Here is an 18228-nt window from a genome sequence, read left to right on the forward strand (position 1 = left end):
TACTTATTTACAGCACGAATGTACTTTTCAATGGCCATAGTCATCGATGGCGTCTCTTTCGTAGGAGCCATAATATCGATGGAGAATCCAGCTTGCTCCGCAGCATCCTGAGTTGTCTTACCAAAAACAGCTATTTTCACATCGCCTTGTTTGAAATCTTCAAAATTTTTCATCAACGATTTGATTCCTTGTGGACTGAAGAATACCAACATATCGTAATCCTTAATCTTGATATCTGACAAATCAGAACATACTGTTCTATACATGACAGCTCTTGTCCAATCAATATCTGCACTATCCAAAACCTTCACAGTTTCTGGACTCATCACATCTGACGAAGGCAACAGATACTTCTCATTAGGATACTTCTTGAAAAGCGGAAGAAGGTCAGTGAACGTTTTTTCACCAAAGCTAATCTTCCTTTTTCTATACACAATGTGCTTTTGAAGGTAATTAGCAATCGCCTCTGATTGACAGATATATCTCATCGTATCAGGAACAGCAAATCTCATCTCTTCCGCTAATCGAAAGTAGTGATCTATTGCATTTTTGCTTGTAAAAATAATTCCTGTATACTGAGTGAGGTCAATTTTTTGAGTACGGAGCTCCTTATTATCAACTCCTTCTACATGAATAAAAGGTCGAAATTCGATATTAATTTTTTCCTTTTTTGCCATCTCTACATAAGGAGAGGATTCGCTAGGTGCTGGTTGCGAAACCAATATGGACTTTATTTTCATTTCTTGCGTTTATTTTTATTATAAAAACAACCATCTCCATAGTGCTATCAAAGGCGCAATTTGGAGGGTGCAAATATACAAAAATTTATAATACCAAAATTTAGGCATGATATTATTCTTGTGGAAGAGATAAAACAAATTCTTGAAAACGAAGGCTATAGCGTATGTTAAAAGGAATATTTGAAACGTAATCGCCTTGTCTATCGAAGTATAGTAATTGATAAACACCAATATCATGAGAACGAGGGAGAACACGAAGTAAAAACGGGTTGATGTGAAATAAAAAATCGTCCATTTTCTACCATTTCCTATACTATTATAAAACAAAAAACCTAACAAGGATTTAACTAAATAGAAAGCAAAAATGGTCCAAAGTAAAAATCCAAAGTTATTAAGTTGCCAACCAAAAAGCTGAATATCTGCTATCACTTTGGGAACCATGGGCAAGTGATTTGCAAATAATGTTGCGGACAACAAACTGAAAACAACACTAACGATGATCCAACTCATGAGAACGTTACCTGATTCAAAATATTTCTGCAACAAAAAATCCCGAATCGTGCCATCTCTATGAAGAAATAACATCATGAAAAGAAATGCAAACATACTTCCCAATAACACAAAAATCACCCAATCGTGAGATTCATAGATTCTAACAGAATATTCGGTCATCAACAACGTTAACAAGATAAAATTTTTGCAAAATTAGAGATTATTTTACACAATTGAACACCAAAACCGAAATTAACTTATCTTTGCAAATTATTCATGAAAAAACTTGTCATCATACCCACTTACAACGAAAAAGAAAATATCGAAGGTATTCTTTCGGCTATTTTTGAGTTGGGGGAAAACTTTCATGTTCTGGTAGTAGATGATTCTTCACCGGACGGTACCGCAGAAATTGTGAAAAGCATGCAAGAAAAGCATCCACATTTTCTTCACCTAACAATTCGCAAAGTCAAAGATGGTCTAGGCAAAGCTTATTTGCACGGATTTCAGTGGGCATTGCAAAATGGCTATGACTATATCGCAGAGATGGACGCTGATTTTTCGCATAATCCAACTGACTTACCAAAGCTATTTGCAGCCTGCGAAAATGCTGACATGAGTATTGGCTCAAGGTATTCCAAAGGAGTTAATGTCGTTAATTGGCCCATGGGAAGAGTTTTATTATCCTACTTTGCCTCCAAGTATGTCCGTTTTGTTTTAGGCGTTCCGATTCATGATACAACAGCAGGTTTTGTTTGCTTTTCAAGAAAGGTTTTGGAAAGCATTAATTTGGATAAGGTGAGACTCAAAGGATACGGCTTCCAAGTAGAAATGAAATTCCGAACTTTCAAAAAAGGATTTAAAATTGTTGAAGTCCCAATTATATTTACCAATCGAATTCTTGGCGAGAGCAAGATGAACGGCGGCATTATTGGCGAAGCGATATTTGGAGTCCTTAATCTCAAGTGGAAATCCATGATTAATAAGCTATGAGAAATTTGATTTTACTTTTTTCATTCTTGTTTTTAACAGCTTGTAGTGACGTCATTGACAAGCCAAAGAATCTTATTTCCGAAAGAAAAATGGCAGAAATTATCGCCGAGCTTGCCATTAATGACCAAGCTAATTTTGTAAATCCATCAGGAAACTTAGAAGCAGGAACAAGATTTATTCTTAAGAAAAATGAAGTAAAATCTGAAGACTTCGTTGCTAGTTATGAGTACTACAACATCAAAAAAAGAACGCCCAAAATCATAGAAAGGGCGAAAAAAATAATTTTGGAGAAAAATCCAGAAGCTGAGGCTTTCATCAACAAAAAGCTTGAAGGAATCCCAAAACCGGGAGAACCTATGATGCAAAATCAAATGGAACAACCAAGCAATCTGCCTCCACCTCAAGAACAAATCCCTTTGGAGGGACCGTCTCCAAGAAGAAAGAAAATTATTTCACCACCGACTTTAAAATGACATCTGACTTTTTTAAAATAGAAAAAACGACCGGCGGAAAAGCCAGAGCCGGCAAAATCGTCACCCAACATGGAGAGGTAGAAACACCTATCTTTATGCCCGTTGGAACAGTTGCATCTGTTAAAACCGTCCATCAAAGAGAACTGAAAGAGGATATTAAAGCCCAAATCATTTTGGGAAACACCTACCACTTGTATCTTCGTCCAGGAATGGAAATTATGGAAAAAGCAGGCGGACTCCATCGTTTTATGAATTGGGATTTACCTATTCTGACAGATTCTGGTGGATTTCAGGTATTTTCTTTGTCAGATACTCGAAAAATGACCGAGGAAGGGGTTAAATTCAAATCTCATATTGATGGAAGTTACCATATGTTCACCCCAGAAAAGTCTATGGAAATCCAAAGACAAATTGGAGCTGACATTTTTATGGCTTTTGATGAGTGCACGCCTTACCCTTGCGAGTACAATCAAGCAAAAAATTCGATGGAAATAACGCATCGCTGGCTGAAAAGATGTATTAATTGGTGTAACGAAAACCCTGAAATATACGGCCATCAACAGTTTTTGTTTCCAATTGTTCAAGGATCAACATATTCTGACTTAAGGAAAAGATCAGCAGAGTTCATTTCGGAGCAAGATATGCCAGGAAATGCTATTGGTGGACTTTCTGTTGGAGAACCAGAAGAAGAAATGTACCGCATCACCAATGAAGTGACAGATATTCTACCTACAGAAAAACCACGATATCTAATGGGAGTGGGTACTCCATGGAATATTATTGAGTCTATTGGACTTGGTATTGATATGATGGATTGCGTAATGCCAACAAGAAACGCAAGAAACGGAATGCTTTTCACATGGAATGGGGTTATTAATATCAAAAACCAAAAGTGGAAAGAAGACTTCTCTCCTCTGGACGAAAGCGGAACTTCATTTGTTGACTCCCAATATTCCAAAGCGTATGTTAGACATCTATTTGTAGCTAAGGAGTATCTTGGTAAACAAATTGCTTCCATTCATAATCTGGCGTTTTATCTTGATTTGGTAAAAACCGCAAGAGCACATATTTTAGCAGGAGATTTTTATGAGTGGAAAGACAGAATCATTCCTCAGCTGAGACAACGAATGTAATAACTTCAAAAGCGTAACTTAGAGTACAACAATGAAAATCATTGACAAATATATCATCAAAAAATATGTAGGCACATTTCTTTTTATGTTGCTTCTTTTGACTGTTGTGGTTTTCGTCATTGATGTACAGGCAAAATCTCCAAGAATTAGAGATAATGGCTTTGAGGTTTCTTACTTTTTAACACATTTTTATCCATTCTGGCTACTATATCTCGTGATGACCTTTATGTCAATTTTGGTTTTCATTTCGGTAATTTACTTTACTTCCAGAATGGCAAATAACACCGAAATTGTAGCGATTATAAGTAGTGGAGCAAGTTTTCACCGATTTGCAAGACCTTACCTCTACACTTCCCTTTTCATTGCAGCCTGCTGTTTGATAATCAATCATTTTATATTACCGTGGGCTAACATCAAAAAAAATGAACTAGAGCCATACACGCTTAATTCCAAAAATAGAGAAAACATTATAGGTACCGCGTCGGTATCAACACAAATCTCTAAAACGGAATACATCTTTATTAATGCCTACAACAAAAAAGAGAAAACAGGAAGCGGTTTTACCTACAAAAAATACAATAATAAAAATGAGCTTGCGTACCAATTAAGTGCAAGTGATATGAGTTGGGACGAAAAGAAAAAGCAGTTTATTCTGAACAATTATCTAGAGAAAACCATTTTAGCCAATGACTCGGAGAAATTAGCCAACGGAATCACCATGAACAAAAGTTTTGGCCATCCTCCTCAAGAACTTTTCCCTGACCAGCTTTTAGGACAGAACAAAACTACACCAGAACTCATCAAATTCATCAATAGAGAGAAAGAAAAAGGGAACGCCAACCTTAACACCTACCAAAACGAACTTTATCAGCGGACATCAATGCCTGTTGCTATTATTATTTTGACGTTTTTGGCCTTGTCGCTCTCTTCGGAGAAGAGAAGAGGCGGCCTTGGACTTAACCTTGCAATTGGGATTTCGATAGCATTTATCTTTGTTTTTTCATTCGAAGCTTTGAAAGTTGTTTCCGAAAACAAAACACTACCGCCAATGTTGGCAATGTGGCTCCCCAATATCATATTTGCACCATTAGCAATTATCCTCTACTTCCGAAGAGCGAATCAGTAAAGCATCTCGATTTCTTTATGAAAGAACTTGCGCATTCCGTCATGCTCTAGTTCAACCCAAAGATAACCCTGTTCATCAACAGACCGAACAATGCCATTTTGTCTGATTTTTTCAATTTCAAAAACCGAAATTACATTTTTTTTGAATAAAAAAGATTGATACGTAGAAAGAATTTCAGCATGATCTAAAGGCTTTTCAAAACGCCCCTTCATGTATTGAAAAAGCGACTGAGCGACATCTTCAAGATTATAACTACCACCTGTCTGACTTTGTAACGAACCTGCTTTTGGCAGTTTAGCAAAATCAGTTTGCAGAACATTAATCCCTAATCCAACCAAATAATAAGGTGTAGATGAGATACTTCTTTTCTCACAAAGAAGTCCGGCAACCTTCTTGCCTGCGATGATCACATCATTGGGCCATTTAATAGACACCTCCTTTTGGGTCATATTGGCAAGAAAATCTCGAATAACCACTGCGGTATAAAAATTGAATAAAGCATCTGAACATTGCATTAAATCTTGACGGATCCCGAAAGAAATTGCAATACTTTGATTCTCGGTATCATCCCACGAATTTCCGTATTGTCCCCTTCCTTTCGTCTGGTTAAAAGTATAAATTGCAGCAAATTTCGAATCATTTTGAAGTAAAAATTCAACTATTTCGTCTTGAGTAGAAGTACAGGCTGTCAAATATTTTAAAAGGTGCATCGGGGAAGCAATTAGTCAATTAATTTCCCGTGAAAATAAAGAAAAAACAATACATTTGCACAAACGAGAACTTAATTTTAATGAGTAATACTATAGAAAAAGCTGCTTTAACAGAAAAAATTATAGACGCTATCCAAGACGTCAAAGGAGAAGACATCACCATTCTTGACCTCTCTCATATTGAGAATGCAGTCGCTGAAAAATTTATTATTTGTAGTGGAAATTCTAACACACAGGTAGCTGCAATTGCAGGAAGTATTGAGAAAAAAGTGAGAAACGAGCTCAAAGAAAGACCTTGGCATGTTGAAGGAACCGAAAACTCGATGTGGGTTTTGGTTGATTACGTGACCGTGGTCGTACACATCTTCCAAAAACATATTCGAGAATTCTATGATATCGAGGAGCTTTGGGGTGATGCCAAAATAACCAAAATAGACAACTAATTTTTAAAGACAATCAATGAATAATAAAGGATTTAACTGGTTTTTTCCAGTTGCAATTATTTTTTTACTCCTCTTCTTTGGGTCTAACTTTTTGATTCCATCATCGACTCAAGAAATTAGCGAAGAGAAGTTCTTTACATTAATGCAGCAAGGGAAAGTCCAGGATGTAATGCTGTATAGAGACAATTATAAAGCTGATGTCTTCCTTACACAGGAAGCAAAAAAAGAACTTGCAAAAGGCAATGCTGCTTCAAAGAACCCATTGTCTGGTCTTAATCCAAAACCCCAACCAGACTACGATTTCAAATATGGAGAGTTACAGCTTTTTTTGGAAAAATTTGACCAAATCAAAGCTTCTAACCCCAAAATAACTACTACCAAAGATGTAGGAATGGCAGGTTCTGCTTTCGAGGACTTGTTGATGCAAATCATTGTAGGAGTAATCATTTTATCCATCATATACTTTGTAGTATTCAGAAAAATGATGGGCTCTGGCGGAGGCGGAGGTCAGATTTTCTCCATTGGTAAATCAAGAGCAAAACTTTTTGATGAAAAGGACAAAATCAATGTGACTTTCAAAGATGTGGCAGGTTTAGAAGGGGCTAAAGAGGAAGTTCAGGAGGTTGTAGATTTCCTAAAAAACTCCGAAAAATATACCAAATTAGGAGGTAAAATACCAAAAGGCGTTTTGCTTGTTGGCCCTCCAGGAACAGGTAAAACCTTGTTAGCAAAAGCCGTTGCAGGTGAAGCAAAAGTACCTTTCTTTTCTCTTTCGGGATCTGATTTTGTTGAAATGTTTGTAGGTGTTGGTGCCTCCAGAGTACGTGATTTGTTTGCACAAGCAAAAGCAAAATCTCCTGCTATCATTTTTATTGATGAGATTGATGCGATCGGAAGAGCCAGAGGAAGAGGTAACTTTACAGGAGGAAATGACGAAAGAGAAAATACGCTTAACCAATTATTAACAGAAATGGACGGTTTCGGAACCGACACCAACGTTATCGTAATGGCAGCAACCAATAGGGCAGATATTTTGGACAAAGCTTTGCTAAGAGCGGGAAGATTTGACCGTTCTATCTTTGTAGATTTGCCAGAACTTCATGAACGAAAAGAGATTTTTGATGTTCATCTTGCTAAAATTAAATTGGACCAATCTGTTGATAGAGAATTCTTGGCTAAACAAACTCCTGGATTCAGTGGAGCAGATATCGCTAACGTATGTAACGAAGCAGCATTAATTGCAGCAAGAAATAATCACGAAGCAGTATCAAAACAAGATTTCTTAGATGCGGTTGACCGAATTATTGGTGGACTAGAAAAGAAAAATAAAGCAATAAAACCTTCCGAAAGAAAGAGAGTTGCTGTACACGAAGCTGGACACGCTGCTATTTCATGGATGGTAGAACACGCTTCACCACTATTGAAAGTTACTATCGTCCCAAGAGGGCGTTCGTTAGGAGCTGCATGGTATCTTCCTGAAGAAAGGTCTTTGACCACAACTGAACAAATGCTGGACGAAATGTGTGCAACATTAGGAGGAAGAGCAGCAGAACAAACGGTTTTTGGAAATATTTCAACTGGAGCTCTGTCTGATTTGGAAAGAGTCACCAAACAAGCTCAAGCGATGGTAACGGTCTATGGACTGAGTGAAAACATTGGGAACATTTCTTATTATGACAGTTCGGGGCAATCCGAATATAATTTTGGAAAACCTTATTCTGAAGAAACGGCTAAAAAAATTGATGTTGAAATCAAAAGCATCATCGAAAATCAATATCAAAGAGCGGTAAGAATCCTTTCTGAAAATAGAGAAAAACTTGACCGTTTAGCAGATAAGCTATTAGAAAAAGAGGTGATTTTCCGTGAAGATTTGGAAGAAATTTTTGGAATCAGAGCATGGAATCCAGAAATCGCAGAGCACCCTAATCAGGAAACAGAAAAACGAGTTCCGGAAGATCAAATACAAGCACCGGAAAGTTCGTCTCAGCTATAAATTAAAAACCGTCCGAAAATTGGCGACAAACCGCCAATATTTTCGGCGGTTTTTTGTTAATATAATATAATATTTTATACTTTTGTCAAAACATTTGGTGAATTGAGTATTTTTAAAAAATTTGTAAGTAAGCTTATGAGTCAGCAAGAAGATGAGAACGAGCCTTCGCTTGAAAGGCTTGGCGATTCTCTTAAGAGTGCTGACTTAGATTATAAATTTGCCCAACTTTTCACTCATTCTGGTGGATTCTTCAATTATTGTGCGGACGAAGCAGAAGCTTTGCAAACGCTCAATCAAATTGTAAAAATTGAAGGAATCCAGTCTGTTTTTTGTAGCGATGCAGACCTCAAAAACTTTTTGGATGTAATCAAGATTCCATACACCTCAGAATTAGAGATCAACAATGATGCAGCTTTTATCACTTGTGAATTTCTAATCGCATATGATGGTAGAATCATGTTGTCTCACAACAATATTCAGCATTATCATTCTTCTAGACTTCCCGAAAAAATTATTATTATGGCGAATGTTTCGCAGATTGTTTCCAATCTTAACGAAGCGATGACCAAAATCAAACGAAACGGGAACATTAAGAATCTTACCTCAATAAGTGGAAAACGAAGCAAATTAGATGGATTAGCAAAGGATAACACCAAACTTTTCCTACTGCTTTTGGAGGATTAACGATTTCTTTTTACTAAAAATAATATTTTGGACAAAAATCTCATCACTCGTACGTTTTCCGGGATTGTTTACGTTTTTATCATCATGATGTGTACACATCCGATGGGGACTCAATTGCTATCAAGTATCTCACCCGAATACTTCAAACAACCTTATCTATATTTAGGACTAATCACTGTATTTTTCGTTGTCGGAATTTGGGAATGCCGAAAAATGATGACCTTCGGAAACGGTTACGAAAAATGGGCAGCGCTACTATTAGGAGGTTTTGTGTATTTCCTATTTGCAAAAAGATATTTGCACCATGGATTCTATTTCAATCCAAGAAGTTTTGACTTTTTAGCCATTGCTCTAGTTGTCATTGCAGTAATCACATTATTTCGATTTACTCATGAATTGTATCAAGACGGGGGAAAACTCATCTTCACCGTTATCTATACGGCAATTCCTTTCGGTTTAGCATTAGGATTACCAAAATATTCTATATACCAAAACACTTTCAGTTTAGAAGTTTTCTTTCTTTTTATACTGATTTGGAGTAGTGATACTTTTGCCTACCTCTCAGGTCGAATGTTTGGCAAACACAAAATGGCACCAAAAATCTCTCCAAAAAAAACGTGGGAAGGTTTTGCTGGCGGAGTAATTCTGACTTTGATTTTTTCATTTTTTATAGAAAAATATAATCCAAACCTAAGAGGAAATTGGATGTTTGTTGGTTTCTTGATTTCTGTTTTTGCTCCAATCGGCGACTTAGTGGAAAGTCAACTGAAAAGAACTTTCGGAGTCAAAGACAGTGGAAACATCATTCCAGGACATGGTGGCGTTCTTGATAGACTAGATAGTTTTATCATCTGTGTGCCTGTCATTTATCTATATTTCCTGTTAATTAATTTTTTTTAATGTAAATTCGAGCGATTTTTCACTGCAAAATAACTTATGAAACTACACCGAGAATCTAAAGGGTCCATAATAGTTGCAACACTTGTGATAGCTGTTGTTTCTTCTCTTTCAATTTATTTCCTTGGCAACTGGTCAGCAATCATTATTTTACCACTTTTGGTCATCTATGGGTTGGTTTTTTGGTTTTTCAGAGTTCCTGAAAGAACAATTTTAAATCACACTGACACAGTCGTGGCTCCTGTCGATGGAAAAGTTGTTATGATTAAAGAAGTAGAAGAAACCGAATTCCTTAAGGGAAAAGCTATTCAGGTATCTGTTTTCATGTCTCCTCTCAATGTTCATATTTGTCGTTATCCAGTTACTGGAAAGGTCATCTACAAAAAATATCATCCAGGCAAATATTTGGTAGCTTGGCATGAAAAATCGTCAACAGAAAACGAACGTACAACGGTCGCTGTCGAAACTCAAACAAAACATCAAGTTGTATTTCGACAAATTGCCGGATATGTTGCTCGCCGAATTGTTATGTATTGTAATGAAGGTGATTCAGCAAAGGCGGGGCATGAGTTTGGTTTTATCAAATTCGGCTCTAGAATGGATATTTTTTTACCGCTTGACACCGAGATTATTTGCAAAATTGGTGATGTAACTACAGGCGGACTAGATGTCATCGCGAAACTCAAAACCTAATGAGACAAATCTTCGATAAACTGGAAAAAGTTTTCAGTCTTTCCATGCAAAAAGAAAACTTTTCTGAGGTTCTCACCAGTATCGAAAACAGTATTCCTTTCAAAGGAACTAATTTATGGATTCTTATTTTTGCTATTTTAATAGCGAGTCTGGGGCTTAATGTCAATTCCACAGCAGTTATTATTGGAGCCATGCTTATTTCACCTCTTATGGGACCAATTATTGGTATAGGCTTTTCGATCTCTATCAATCACCCATCGATGCTGAAGTTGTCAGTTAAGAACTACGCATTTGCTAGCATCGTGGGATTAGCAACTTCTACTGTGTACTTCTATATTTCTCCGTTGAGCGAAGCACACTCCGAAATCTTAGCTAGGACATCTCCCAACATCTATGACGTCTTTATCGCATTTTTTGGAGGTGCAGCAGGAATGCTTGCCAATGGAACCAAAACAAAAGGGAATGTTATTCCTGGAGTTGCAATTGCAACAGCGTTGATGCCTCCTCTCTGTACTGCAGGATATGGTATTGCGACTGCCAATATAGATTATTTCCTTGGAGCTCTTTATCTCTATATTATCAACACTGTATATATCGCAGTTTCTACTTTCTTAATGGTTAAAGTTCTTAATTTTCCAGACTATCACCACGTGAAAGATGCAAGAATTGAAAAACGCTCACAAAAAATTATGTGGGGATTGATTCTAATTACATTTATTCCTTCTGTATATTTCGGATATGTGATGATAAAGAAAAACTCTTTCGAACATACAGCCAATAATTTTATAAATAACGAAGCTATTTTCTCCAATAACTTCTTGCTTCAGAAGACCATATCTTATAAAGACAGAGAAGTACAACTAACTTATGGGGGTCAAAAGTTACAAGAAGATGCCATTGCAAAACTCCAAGAAAAAGCTGTTTCTTATGGTTTAGAAGGTGTGAAAATCGTGGTCAAGCAAGGTTTTAATTTTGCTAATCCTTCTGCTTCTATCATTTCTGAAAATACAGTAACATCTGACCAGCCCACTATTGATAAAGATAATTTGACAAAAGTGATGGCTTTTCAGGATAGCATCATTTCTGAGCAGCAACTTAGTACCCAAATTTTAAAAGAGCTAAAAACTCAGGATTTAGGTGTTGATGGTATCTCTATTACTTATCTTCTTCAAGAAGAAAAAAATAAGAGTATCAAACGAAAATTAATCCTAATAGAAACCAATAAACCGATTTCTCAGGCAGACAAAAAAAGTTTAGTCGATTACCTCAAAGTTAGAATTCAACAAGATTCCATCAATGTAGTAATTAGCACAACCTCAAAAAAATAAATAGTCTAATAGACTACTTATTTTTTTTAATTTATTGTAAAAGTCGATGCTTATTCGAAGTTCTGCAATTCTACCAACTTTCTATAAACTCCATTTTGATTAAATAAGTCTTGGTGAGTTCCTTGCTCAATAATTCGTCCTTTCTCCATCACCACAATTTCGTCCGCTTTTTGGATCGTGGATAAACGGTGAGCAATAACAAGTGATGTACGATTCTGCATCATATTATCCAAAGCATCTTGCACAAATCTTTCTGATTCGGTATCCAAAGCAGAGGTTGCTTCATCCAAAATCATAATCGGTGGATTTTTCATAACTGCCCTTGCAATAGAAACCCGTTGTTTTTGTCCACCTGAAAGCTTCCCTCCTGCTTCACCAATCCCAGTTTCGTAACCTCTTGGTAGGTCGATGATAAAATCATGCGCATTGGCGACTTTAGCTGCGGCTTCCACTTCACTCAGAGGAGAATTAGGCTTTCCGAGTGCTATATTATGGGCAATGGAATCGTTAAATAAAATATTGTCTTGCGTCACTAAACCAAACAACTTCCGATAGCTGGAAAGTTTAATTTCTTTAATATTAATTCCGTCAACGAGAATCTCCCCTTCTTTAACATCGTAAAAACGTGTAATTAAGTTGGCAATAGTACTTTTTCCACTACCAGACTGACCAACCAATGCAACGGTCTTGCCTTTGGGAATGGTCAAAGAAAAATTCTTTAAAACCAACTGGTCTTCATACGCAAAATTGATATTCTTAAATTCAATTTTGTCCTTAAAGCCATCGATTTCTATTGCCTTATCAATCTCTTTAATATGGTAATCTGCATCAAGAATTTCAAATACTCTCTTTGCCGAAACTTCTCCTTTCTGAAAATTAGAAATAGAATTGGACAAACGTTTTAAAGGATCAAGAATAGTATAAAAAAGCCCAATATAAGTAATGAACTCCGCTCCTGATAATCCTTCACCATTCAACGCCAGTCGACCTCCAAAATAAACAATCAATCCAATGGTAACTGCTCCCAACAATTCGCTCACAGGAGAAGCCAAAGCTTTCTTTTTAAACAATTTCAGAGACAAATCACGAATTGTATTCAGAGTTTTGTTAAATCTATTCTGAATCTGTTCTGTCGCATCAAAAATTTTAATTATCTTAAGTCCTACTAAGGTTTCATCTACAAAAGAGTACATTTTACCAAGCTCGTTTTGGGCCTCACCTGTATCCTTTTTGAGACTTCTTCCTATTACCGAAATAATGGTCCCCATAATTGGAAACACAATTAGAGTGAAAATAGTCAACTGAAAATTAGAATACAACAAATATCCCATTGTTAGTACAATGACAATAGGCGAACGAATAATATCAATTAAACTATTCAGGATATTAGATTCTATTTCCCCAACATCAGAAGTAATCCTAGCAAAAACATCTCCCTTCCTTGTATCCGAAAAGAAAGAAACAGGCAAATCCAAAATCTTGTTATGCAGCTTAATTCTAAAGTCCCTTGAAACCCCGGTTCTCGAATAAGTCAAATAAAATTCGGAAAAATAACTGAAGATATTCCTAAGAAAGAACATACTAATAAAGATGATACATGTAATTAGCAAGACATATTCTGGTCCCTTCTCCACTTGTATTTGCTGAATAAAATAGTTAAAACTATCTTTAAGATAAGAACCTATCTCCAGTATTTTACCATCAAATACGGGCTTGGTCTCAATCTTTTCTGTCTCTTTATCAAAAAGGATGTTAAGGACTGGGATGAAAAACAACATCGCAACAATGTTGAAAATCGCGTACAGAATATTAAAGAAAATACCAATTGCTAATGAGCTTTTGTATGGAAGTATATATTCAAGCGAACGCTTATAATAATTCATTGATTAAAAATTAGACGGCTAAATTACGGAAAAATTAATATCCCTGACATGTACAAAAACAAAAACAGTCCCAAAAATGGAACTGTTTCACTCAAAAAAAATCGTTTCACGGTTATCGAAGTCTGTCTACAGATTTTACGAGCCTCTCGTCTCTTCGAATGTATAAGTTGGCAATCACCAAACTTACAATCCCAATTAACGGGAAAATCGGCTCAATACCCTTCTCAGGAAAAGCAATTCCTCCGGATAGTTTTAGTAACCAATACCCCAATAAACCAATCAACAAAGCGTTTATTATCATGCTGATGTTGTTCAGCATGATCTGTCTCTTTCTGTTTTTATAACTAAAAATGGAGAGTGCTCCCAAAAGCACCAGAGCCACACATGCGATTGCCATCACTGGAATTCCTTCTGCAAGAACGACGTCTTGCGAAGAAACAAACAAAAAAACCGCTGACAAGGTTGCCAAAAACATCCATACGGTTTGTATTCTTTGTAGCATCTATAACATTTTTAGAGAATGCAAAATTAGCTATTTTTTTGGTCAATTCAAAAATTATTGTACATTTGCGATACAATATACTTCTGAAAACAAAGTCGCCCGACTTTAATTTTATAAGCTTGACAAATACATTTTTTTATAAAATTTACCTACAAATAACTTATGTTCAACATTGAAACGCTAAGGTCGAAATCCGATGCGGAATTGACCAAAATTGCAAAAGATTTGGGCGTGAAATTGGCAAGAAATAGTGAGACAAATGATAAAATCTTTGCTCTTCTTGACTTTCAAGCATCTAATACCAAATTGGTAAAAGATTACATCAACGCTCAAGATGCTCCAGTTGACGAAAAAGCAAATGCTACCGCACCAACGCAGGATCCCGAACCTAAAGTGACCAAGAAAAGAACGCCAGCTAAAAAAGCTAACGTTGCAAAGACTGAAATAAAACCTGAAGAAAAAGCAGAAGAAGCTAAAGAAAAGCCTGCTGTAGAAGCTCCTCAAGAAGTTCCTACTCCTACAAATCCTTCAGAAAACAAACAAGAGGAAACGCCATCTCCAAGACCAGGAAAAAAGAAAAGACAAAGAGTACCAGCTGCTGCGAACGAAACTCCTTCTACCGAGGAAAACAACAACACTACTCCAACACCTGCTCCTGCGGTCGAAGAAAAAGTTCAAGCGAGACAGGAAAATCAAAATAATCCTCACAAGCAGGAACAGCATAAGAAAAATCCTAACCAGAATCAACAAAAACATAAAAATCAAGAACATCAAGAAACCGAACAAAAGAAGGAATTCAACTTTGACGGTTTGGTGACTATTGAAGGTGTTTTGGAGATTCTTCCAGATAATTATGGTTTCTTACGTTCTTCGGACTTCAGTTACATTTCTTCTCCTGATGACGTATATGTTTCTACAGCACAGATTAGAAATTACGGACTAAAAACTGGTGATACCGTTAAAGGAATTGTAAGACTTCCGAAGGAAGGAGAAAAATATTTCTCTTTACAAAGACCAACAGAAGTTAATGGTCGTGACATGGCCTTCATCAAAGACCGTGTTGCTTTCGAATATTTGACTCCTCTTTTCCCTAAAGAAAAATTCAATTTAGCAGGAAAAGGGTCAACTTTCTCGACAAGAGTTGTTGATTTGTTTGCTCCCATTGGGAAAGGACAAAGAGCGATGATTGTCGCACAACCTAAGACTGGTAAAACAATGTTATTGAAGGACATTGCGAATGCCATTTCTGCAAATCATCCAGAAGCCTATATGATGGTTCTTTTGATTGATGAAAGACCAGAAGAGGTAACTGATATGGAAAGAAGCGTTAATGCAGAAGTTATAGCTTCTACCTTTGACGAATCAGCAGAAAAACACGTGAAAGTAGCTAACCTTGTTTTAGCGAAAGCTCAAAGAATGGTAGAATGCGGTCATGATGTTGTTATTCTTTTGGACTCTATTACAAGATTAGCAAGAGCATACAACACGGTAACTCCAGCTTCAGGAAAGGTTCTTTCTGGTGGTGTGGACGCTAACGCACTTCACAAACCAAAAAGATTTTTTGGAGCAGCAAGAAAAATTGAAGGCGGAGGTTCTTTGACGATTATTGCAACCGCACTTATCGATACAGGTTCCAAAATGGATGAAGTAATCTTCGAAGAATTCAAAGGGACGGGTAATATGGAGCTTCAACTTGATAGAAAAATTGCAAACAAAAGAATCTATCCTGCCATTGATTTGGTGGCGTCAAGTACCAGAAGGGATGACTTGCTTCACGATGATGTGACACAGCAACGCATGTGGATTCTCAGAAAATATCTTGCCGATATGAACCCAATTGAAGCGATGGAATTTGTTGATAAAAACATCAAATCCACCCTCAACAACGAAGAGTTCTTAATGAGCATGAATCGATAAATAAATTAACCGTTTGATACTTCAGACGGTTTTTTTTATTTCAATAGAATAAATTTCTGTACTTTTAGTTTTATTTAAAATTAAAAAGCAATTGTAATGTTGCCTCAAAGCTCAAGGAAACCCCAAAAGCAATGTGCATCACCACCATGTTCAGTATTCCATCCAATATCAACAAATTAGTAATTGTTATCAGCATAATAATTTGCACATTGATTAATGCGCAGAAAAGAAGTTATGTGCTTTTTGATGTACAAGATGGTAAAAGCTTTATTAAAAAAGATTCCATTTCTGCTACAAAGTTTCTGGATTCGCTGTCACAGAATAACTACTACTTTACAAAAATCGTTTCGGTTGAAGAAGTTAACGACCAGGTCAATATCAAATTTGATAAAGGAAACAACTTCAACCAAGCTGAAGTGTTTCTATCACAAGAAATAGCAGAACTTATCAAAAACAAAGAATCGTTTTTTACCACCAATCTGGATTCACTGAAAATACAGATTAATAAAAATTATGCAGACAAAGGCTACGCCTTCAATCGGGTTAAAACAAAATATTTAGGGATTAAAAACGGAATTCCGCAAGTTGAAATCTCTGTCAATACCAATGAACAAAGAAAGATTAATGGCATTGTTATCAAAGGTTACGAAAAGGTTCCAAAGCGCTTTGTTAAAAATTTAGAAAAAGAATTCGTGGGAAAAACTTACGAAGACAAGACCCTTTTGAACATCCAAAAGAATCTTCAAAATCACCCTTACGTTTCTTTGGAACGCAGTCCACAAACTTTGTTTACCAAGGATTCAACACAAGTGTTTCTGTTCCTTCAAAAAAGAAAATCTAATACTTTTGACGGAGTCATCGGTTTTGGAAATGACAAATCAGAAAAATTCTCCTTGAATGGAACGCTAAACGCCAAATTCAATAACATCCTTAACGGTTTTGAAAGCATCCATCTGTACTGGCAGAGAAATCCTGATAAAGGCCAGACTTTTGACCTCAAAATTGACGTTCCTTACCTCTTTAAGACCAATTTGGGGATGATGCTCAACACCAACATTTATCGTCAGGATTCGACGTTTGCAAATGTCAAGTTATTGCCCTCCTTGTATTACAACGCTTCTTATCGACAAAAAATTGGTATACGGGGAACATTTGAGACTTCGTCTGTGCTGGATTCCACCTATGTGGCGGGAAGAGAATATCGCAAAAATGGAGCGGGAATATGGTATAGATATTCTGCCCCTTCCGAAATCGAACTTTTTCTGCACAATGCACAATTTATTCTGGAAGCTGATTTTCTAAGCACCAAATACGCGGATACCGAAGGAACCTTTCCGCAGCAACGATACTTTGCTTCAGGAGAATACAATTTACATATTAGGGGAAATCATTTTCTCAACTTTCGAGCAGAATCTGCAATGTTAAATTCAAAAGAAGAACTCTCAACCAATGAACTCTTGCGATTTGGAGGATGGAACTCGCTACGAGGATTTAATGAAAATTCTTTGATTGCGGACTTCTATGCCCTTGCCGGAACCGAGTATCGATTCTTAATAGGAAATCAAGCCTTTTTTGACATCTTCGGGCAGTATGCTCAACTCCATAACAAAACGATTAATGAAAAACCAAAGCTCTACAGCTTTGGCGTAGGATTCAATTTCTTTCTTCCCATTGGTTTGATGAGTTTCCAAATATCCAATGGCTCGCAATTCGGCAATCCGATAAAATTTGGCGACACCAAAATCCATTGGGGAATTTTGAGTAGGTTTTGATATATGTTGAGTTTCTTAGAAGATACGAAGATCACCTAAGGCGTAATAAACTCTGAAAATAAAACAAAAAAACCACTGAAAATTCAGTGGTTTTAAGTAGCCCGTAGGGGAATCGAACCCCTCTTACCAGAATGAAAATCTGAGGTCCTAACCGATAGACGAACGGGCCGTCCTATAGTCTTACGCTAACTTGTTAACGTGTTTTGTAAGCTTGCTCTTAAGGTTAGCTGCTTTGTTCTTGTGGATAATATTCTTTTTAGCTAATTTATCCAACAAAGAGATCACCTTAGGTAATTGCTCTTGAGCTGCAGTTTTATCTTCTTCGCTTCTTAGGTTCTTCATAGCCGATCTAGCCGTCTTATGATAATACCTGTTACGCAACCTCTTTACTGCGTTTTGTCTAATTCTTTTAAGTGCTGATTTATGATTTGCCATATCTCTTTCTGAAA

The 18228-nt window shown here is 36.6% G+C and carries 18 protein-coding genes and 1 tRNA gene; 12 read left to right on the forward strand and 7 right to left on the reverse strand.

The genetic code is table 11. From position 1 onward, the window contains the following. Together AC4AGG_RS03005 and AC4AGG_RS03010 are read right to left on the reverse strand one after the other, a co-directional pair. On the reverse strand, positions 1-740 hold a 740-nt coding region (locus tag AC4AGG_RS03005; RefSeq protein WP_489770501.1), incomplete at its 3' end, for a uroporphyrinogen-III synthase. Positions 741-758: 18 nt separating this feature from the next. Further along, a complete protein-coding gene (locus tag AC4AGG_RS03010; RefSeq protein WP_489770502.1) occupies positions 759-1427 on the reverse strand; it encodes a DUF4271 domain-containing protein in 669 nt (222 codons plus the stop codon). 81 nt (positions 1428-1508) lie between these two features. On the opposite strand from AC4AGG_RS03010, the gene AC4AGG_RS03015 reads away from it, so the two are divergent. Genes AC4AGG_RS03015 through AC4AGG_RS03030 form a run of 4 tightly spaced genes read left to right on the forward strand, consistent with a single transcriptional unit; the run spans position 1509 to position 4957 of the window. After that, positions 1509-2225: a polyprenol monophosphomannose synthase gene (locus AC4AGG_RS03015; protein WP_489770503.1), complete on the forward strand. Its 717-nt coding sequence runs from the start codon at positions 1509-1511 to the stop codon at positions 2223-2225. Next, the gene (locus AC4AGG_RS03020; protein WP_489770504.1) at positions 2222-2698 is read left to right on the forward strand and encodes a DUF4296 domain-containing protein; all 477 of its coding nucleotides are present in this window, start codon (positions 2222-2224) and stop codon (positions 2696-2698) included. The genes AC4AGG_RS03015 and AC4AGG_RS03020 overlap by 4 nt, the downstream gene beginning before the upstream one ends. Beyond that, positions 2695-3831: a tRNA guanosine(34) transglycosylase Tgt gene (tgt, locus tag AC4AGG_RS03025; protein WP_489770505.1), complete on the forward strand. Its 1137-nt coding sequence runs from the start codon at positions 2695-2697 to the stop codon at positions 3829-3831. The genes AC4AGG_RS03020 and tgt overlap by 4 nt, the downstream gene beginning before the upstream one ends. Positions 3832-3862: 31 nt before the next feature. Continuing rightward, on the forward strand, positions 3863-4957 hold the full coding sequence (locus AC4AGG_RS03030; protein ID WP_489770506.1) for an LptF/LptG family permease: 1095 nt from the start codon (positions 3863-3865) through the stop codon (positions 4955-4957). Here the strand turns inward: AC4AGG_RS03030 and AC4AGG_RS03035 are convergent. Beyond that, the gene (locus tag AC4AGG_RS03035; protein WP_489770507.1) at positions 4951-5667 is read right to left on the reverse strand and encodes a biotin--[acetyl-CoA-carboxylase] ligase; all 717 of its coding nucleotides are present in this window, start codon (positions 5665-5667) and stop codon (positions 4951-4953) included. The two genes, AC4AGG_RS03030 and AC4AGG_RS03035, sit on opposite strands and share 7 nt — an antisense overlap. An 80-nt stretch (positions 5668-5747) precedes the next feature. Here AC4AGG_RS03035 and rsfS point away from each other — a divergent pair, with 80 nt between their 5' ends. From rsfS to AC4AGG_RS03065, 6 genes are all read left to right on the forward strand, one after another. Beyond that, positions 5748-6110 (forward strand): ribosome silencing factor, encoded by a 363-nt coding sequence (gene rsfS, locus AC4AGG_RS03040; RefSeq protein ID WP_489770508.1) that lies wholly within the window; start codon positions 5748-5750, stop codon positions 6108-6110. A 16-nt stretch (positions 6111-6126) separates the two neighbouring features. Then, complete coding sequence (ftsH, locus tag AC4AGG_RS03045; RefSeq protein ID WP_489770509.1) at positions 6127-8103, forward strand: ATP-dependent zinc metalloprotease FtsH; 1977 nt, start codon at positions 6127-6129, stop codon at positions 8101-8103. Positions 8104-8205: 102 nt separating this feature from the next. Continuing rightward, a complete protein-coding gene (locus AC4AGG_RS03050; protein ID WP_489770510.1) occupies positions 8206-8787 on the forward strand; it encodes an LUD domain-containing protein in 582 nt (193 codons plus the stop codon). A gap of 27 nt (positions 8788-8814) precedes the next feature. Continuing rightward, the gene (locus AC4AGG_RS03055) at positions 8815-9687 is read left to right on the forward strand and encodes a phosphatidate cytidylyltransferase (RefSeq protein WP_489770511.1); all 873 of its coding nucleotides are present in this window, start codon (positions 8815-8817) and stop codon (positions 9685-9687) included. A 36-nt stretch (positions 9688-9723) separates the two neighbouring features. After that, a complete protein-coding gene (locus tag AC4AGG_RS03060; protein ID WP_489770512.1) occupies positions 9724-10377 on the forward strand; it encodes a phosphatidylserine decarboxylase family protein in 654 nt (217 codons plus the stop codon). Beyond that, positions 10377-11705, forward strand: coding sequence for a DUF389 domain-containing protein (locus tag AC4AGG_RS03065; RefSeq protein ID WP_489770513.1), 1329 nt, complete (start codon positions 10377-10379; stop codon positions 11703-11705). The genes AC4AGG_RS03060 and AC4AGG_RS03065 overlap by 1 nt, the downstream gene beginning before the upstream one ends. A gap of 50 nt (positions 11706-11755) precedes the next feature. Here AC4AGG_RS03065 and AC4AGG_RS03070 read toward each other — a convergent pair whose 3' ends face one another. Both AC4AGG_RS03070 and AC4AGG_RS03075 read right to left on the reverse strand, forming a co-directional pair. Then, positions 11756-13588: an ABC transporter ATP-binding protein gene (locus AC4AGG_RS03070; protein WP_489770514.1), complete on the reverse strand. Its 1833-nt coding sequence runs from the start codon at positions 13586-13588 to the stop codon at positions 11756-11758. A 112-nt stretch (positions 13589-13700) separates the two neighbouring features. Continuing rightward, positions 13701-14090: a DUF4293 domain-containing protein gene (locus tag AC4AGG_RS03075; protein ID WP_489770515.1), complete on the reverse strand. Its 390-nt coding sequence runs from the start codon at positions 14088-14090 to the stop codon at positions 13701-13703. A gap of 162 nt (positions 14091-14252) precedes the next feature. Here AC4AGG_RS03075 and rho point away from each other — a divergent pair, with 162 nt between their 5' ends. Together rho and AC4AGG_RS03085 are read left to right on the forward strand one after the other, a co-directional pair. Beyond that, positions 14253-16007: a transcription termination factor Rho gene (gene rho, locus AC4AGG_RS03080; protein WP_489770516.1), complete on the forward strand. Its 1755-nt coding sequence runs from the start codon at positions 14253-14255 to the stop codon at positions 16005-16007. A 131-nt stretch (positions 16008-16138) separates the two neighbouring features. Further along, positions 16139-17779: a BamA/TamA family outer membrane protein gene (locus tag AC4AGG_RS03085; protein ID WP_489770517.1), complete on the forward strand. Its 1641-nt coding sequence runs from the start codon at positions 16139-16141 to the stop codon at positions 17777-17779. Between the two features lie 97 nt (positions 17780-17876). Here the strand turns inward: AC4AGG_RS03085 and AC4AGG_RS03090 are convergent. After that, positions 17877-17948: transfer RNA gene (locus AC4AGG_RS03090), tRNA-Glu, on the reverse strand. Positions 17949-17959: 11 nt separating this feature from the next. Next, positions 17960-18214: a 30S ribosomal protein S20 gene (rpsT, locus tag AC4AGG_RS03095; protein WP_489770518.1), complete on the reverse strand. Its 255-nt coding sequence runs from the start codon at positions 18212-18214 to the stop codon at positions 17960-17962. Positions 18215-18228 lie beyond the last annotated feature (14 nt).

This window comes from Chryseobacterium sp. CG10_8 (genome assembly GCF_058117085.1).

Excerpts from the sequence above, each read along its gene's own strand:
- AC4AGG_RS03015 (WP_489770503.1), top strand. The coding sequence starts at position 1,509 with ATGAAAAAACTTGTCATCATACCCACTTACAACGAAAAAGAAAATATC.
- AC4AGG_RS03020 (WP_489770504.1), top strand. The coding sequence starts at position 2,222 with ATGAGAAATTTGATTTTACTTTTTTCATTCTTGTTTTTAACAGCTTGT.
- tgt (WP_489770505.1), top strand. The coding sequence starts at position 2,695 with ATGACATCTGACTTTTTTAAAATAGAAAAAACGACCGGCGGAAAAGCC.
- AC4AGG_RS03030 (WP_489770506.1), top strand. The coding sequence starts at position 3,863 with ATGAAAATCATTGACAAATATATCATCAAAAAATATGTAGGCACATTT.
- AC4AGG_RS03035 (WP_489770507.1), bottom strand. The coding sequence starts at position 5,667 with ATGCACCTTTTAAAATATTTGACAGCCTGTACTTCTACTCAAGACGAA.
- rsfS (WP_489770508.1), top strand. The coding sequence starts at position 5,748 with ATGAGTAATACTATAGAAAAAGCTGCTTTAACAGAAAAAATTATAGAC.
- ftsH (WP_489770509.1), top strand. The coding sequence starts at position 6,127 with ATGAATAATAAAGGATTTAACTGGTTTTTTCCAGTTGCAATTATTTTT.
- AC4AGG_RS03060 (WP_489770512.1), top strand. The coding sequence starts at position 9,724 with ATGAAACTACACCGAGAATCTAAAGGGTCCATAATAGTTGCAACACTT.
- AC4AGG_RS03065 (WP_489770513.1), top strand. The coding sequence starts at position 10,377 with ATGAGACAAATCTTCGATAAACTGGAAAAAGTTTTCAGTCTTTCCATG.
- AC4AGG_RS03070 (WP_489770514.1), bottom strand. The coding sequence starts at position 13,588 with ATGAATTATTATAAGCGTTCGCTTGAATATATACTTCCATACAAAAGC.
- AC4AGG_RS03075 (WP_489770515.1), bottom strand. The coding sequence starts at position 14,090 with ATGCTACAAAGAATACAAACCGTATGGATGTTTTTGGCAACCTTGTCA.
- rho (WP_489770516.1), top strand. The coding sequence starts at position 14,253 with ATGTTCAACATTGAAACGCTAAGGTCGAAATCCGATGCGGAATTGACC.
- AC4AGG_RS03085 (WP_489770517.1), top strand. The coding sequence starts at position 16,139 with ATGTGCATCACCACCATGTTCAGTATTCCATCCAATATCAACAAATTA.
- rpsT (WP_489770518.1), bottom strand. The coding sequence starts at position 18,214 with ATGGCAAATCATAAATCAGCACTTAAAAGAATTAGACAAAACGCAGTA.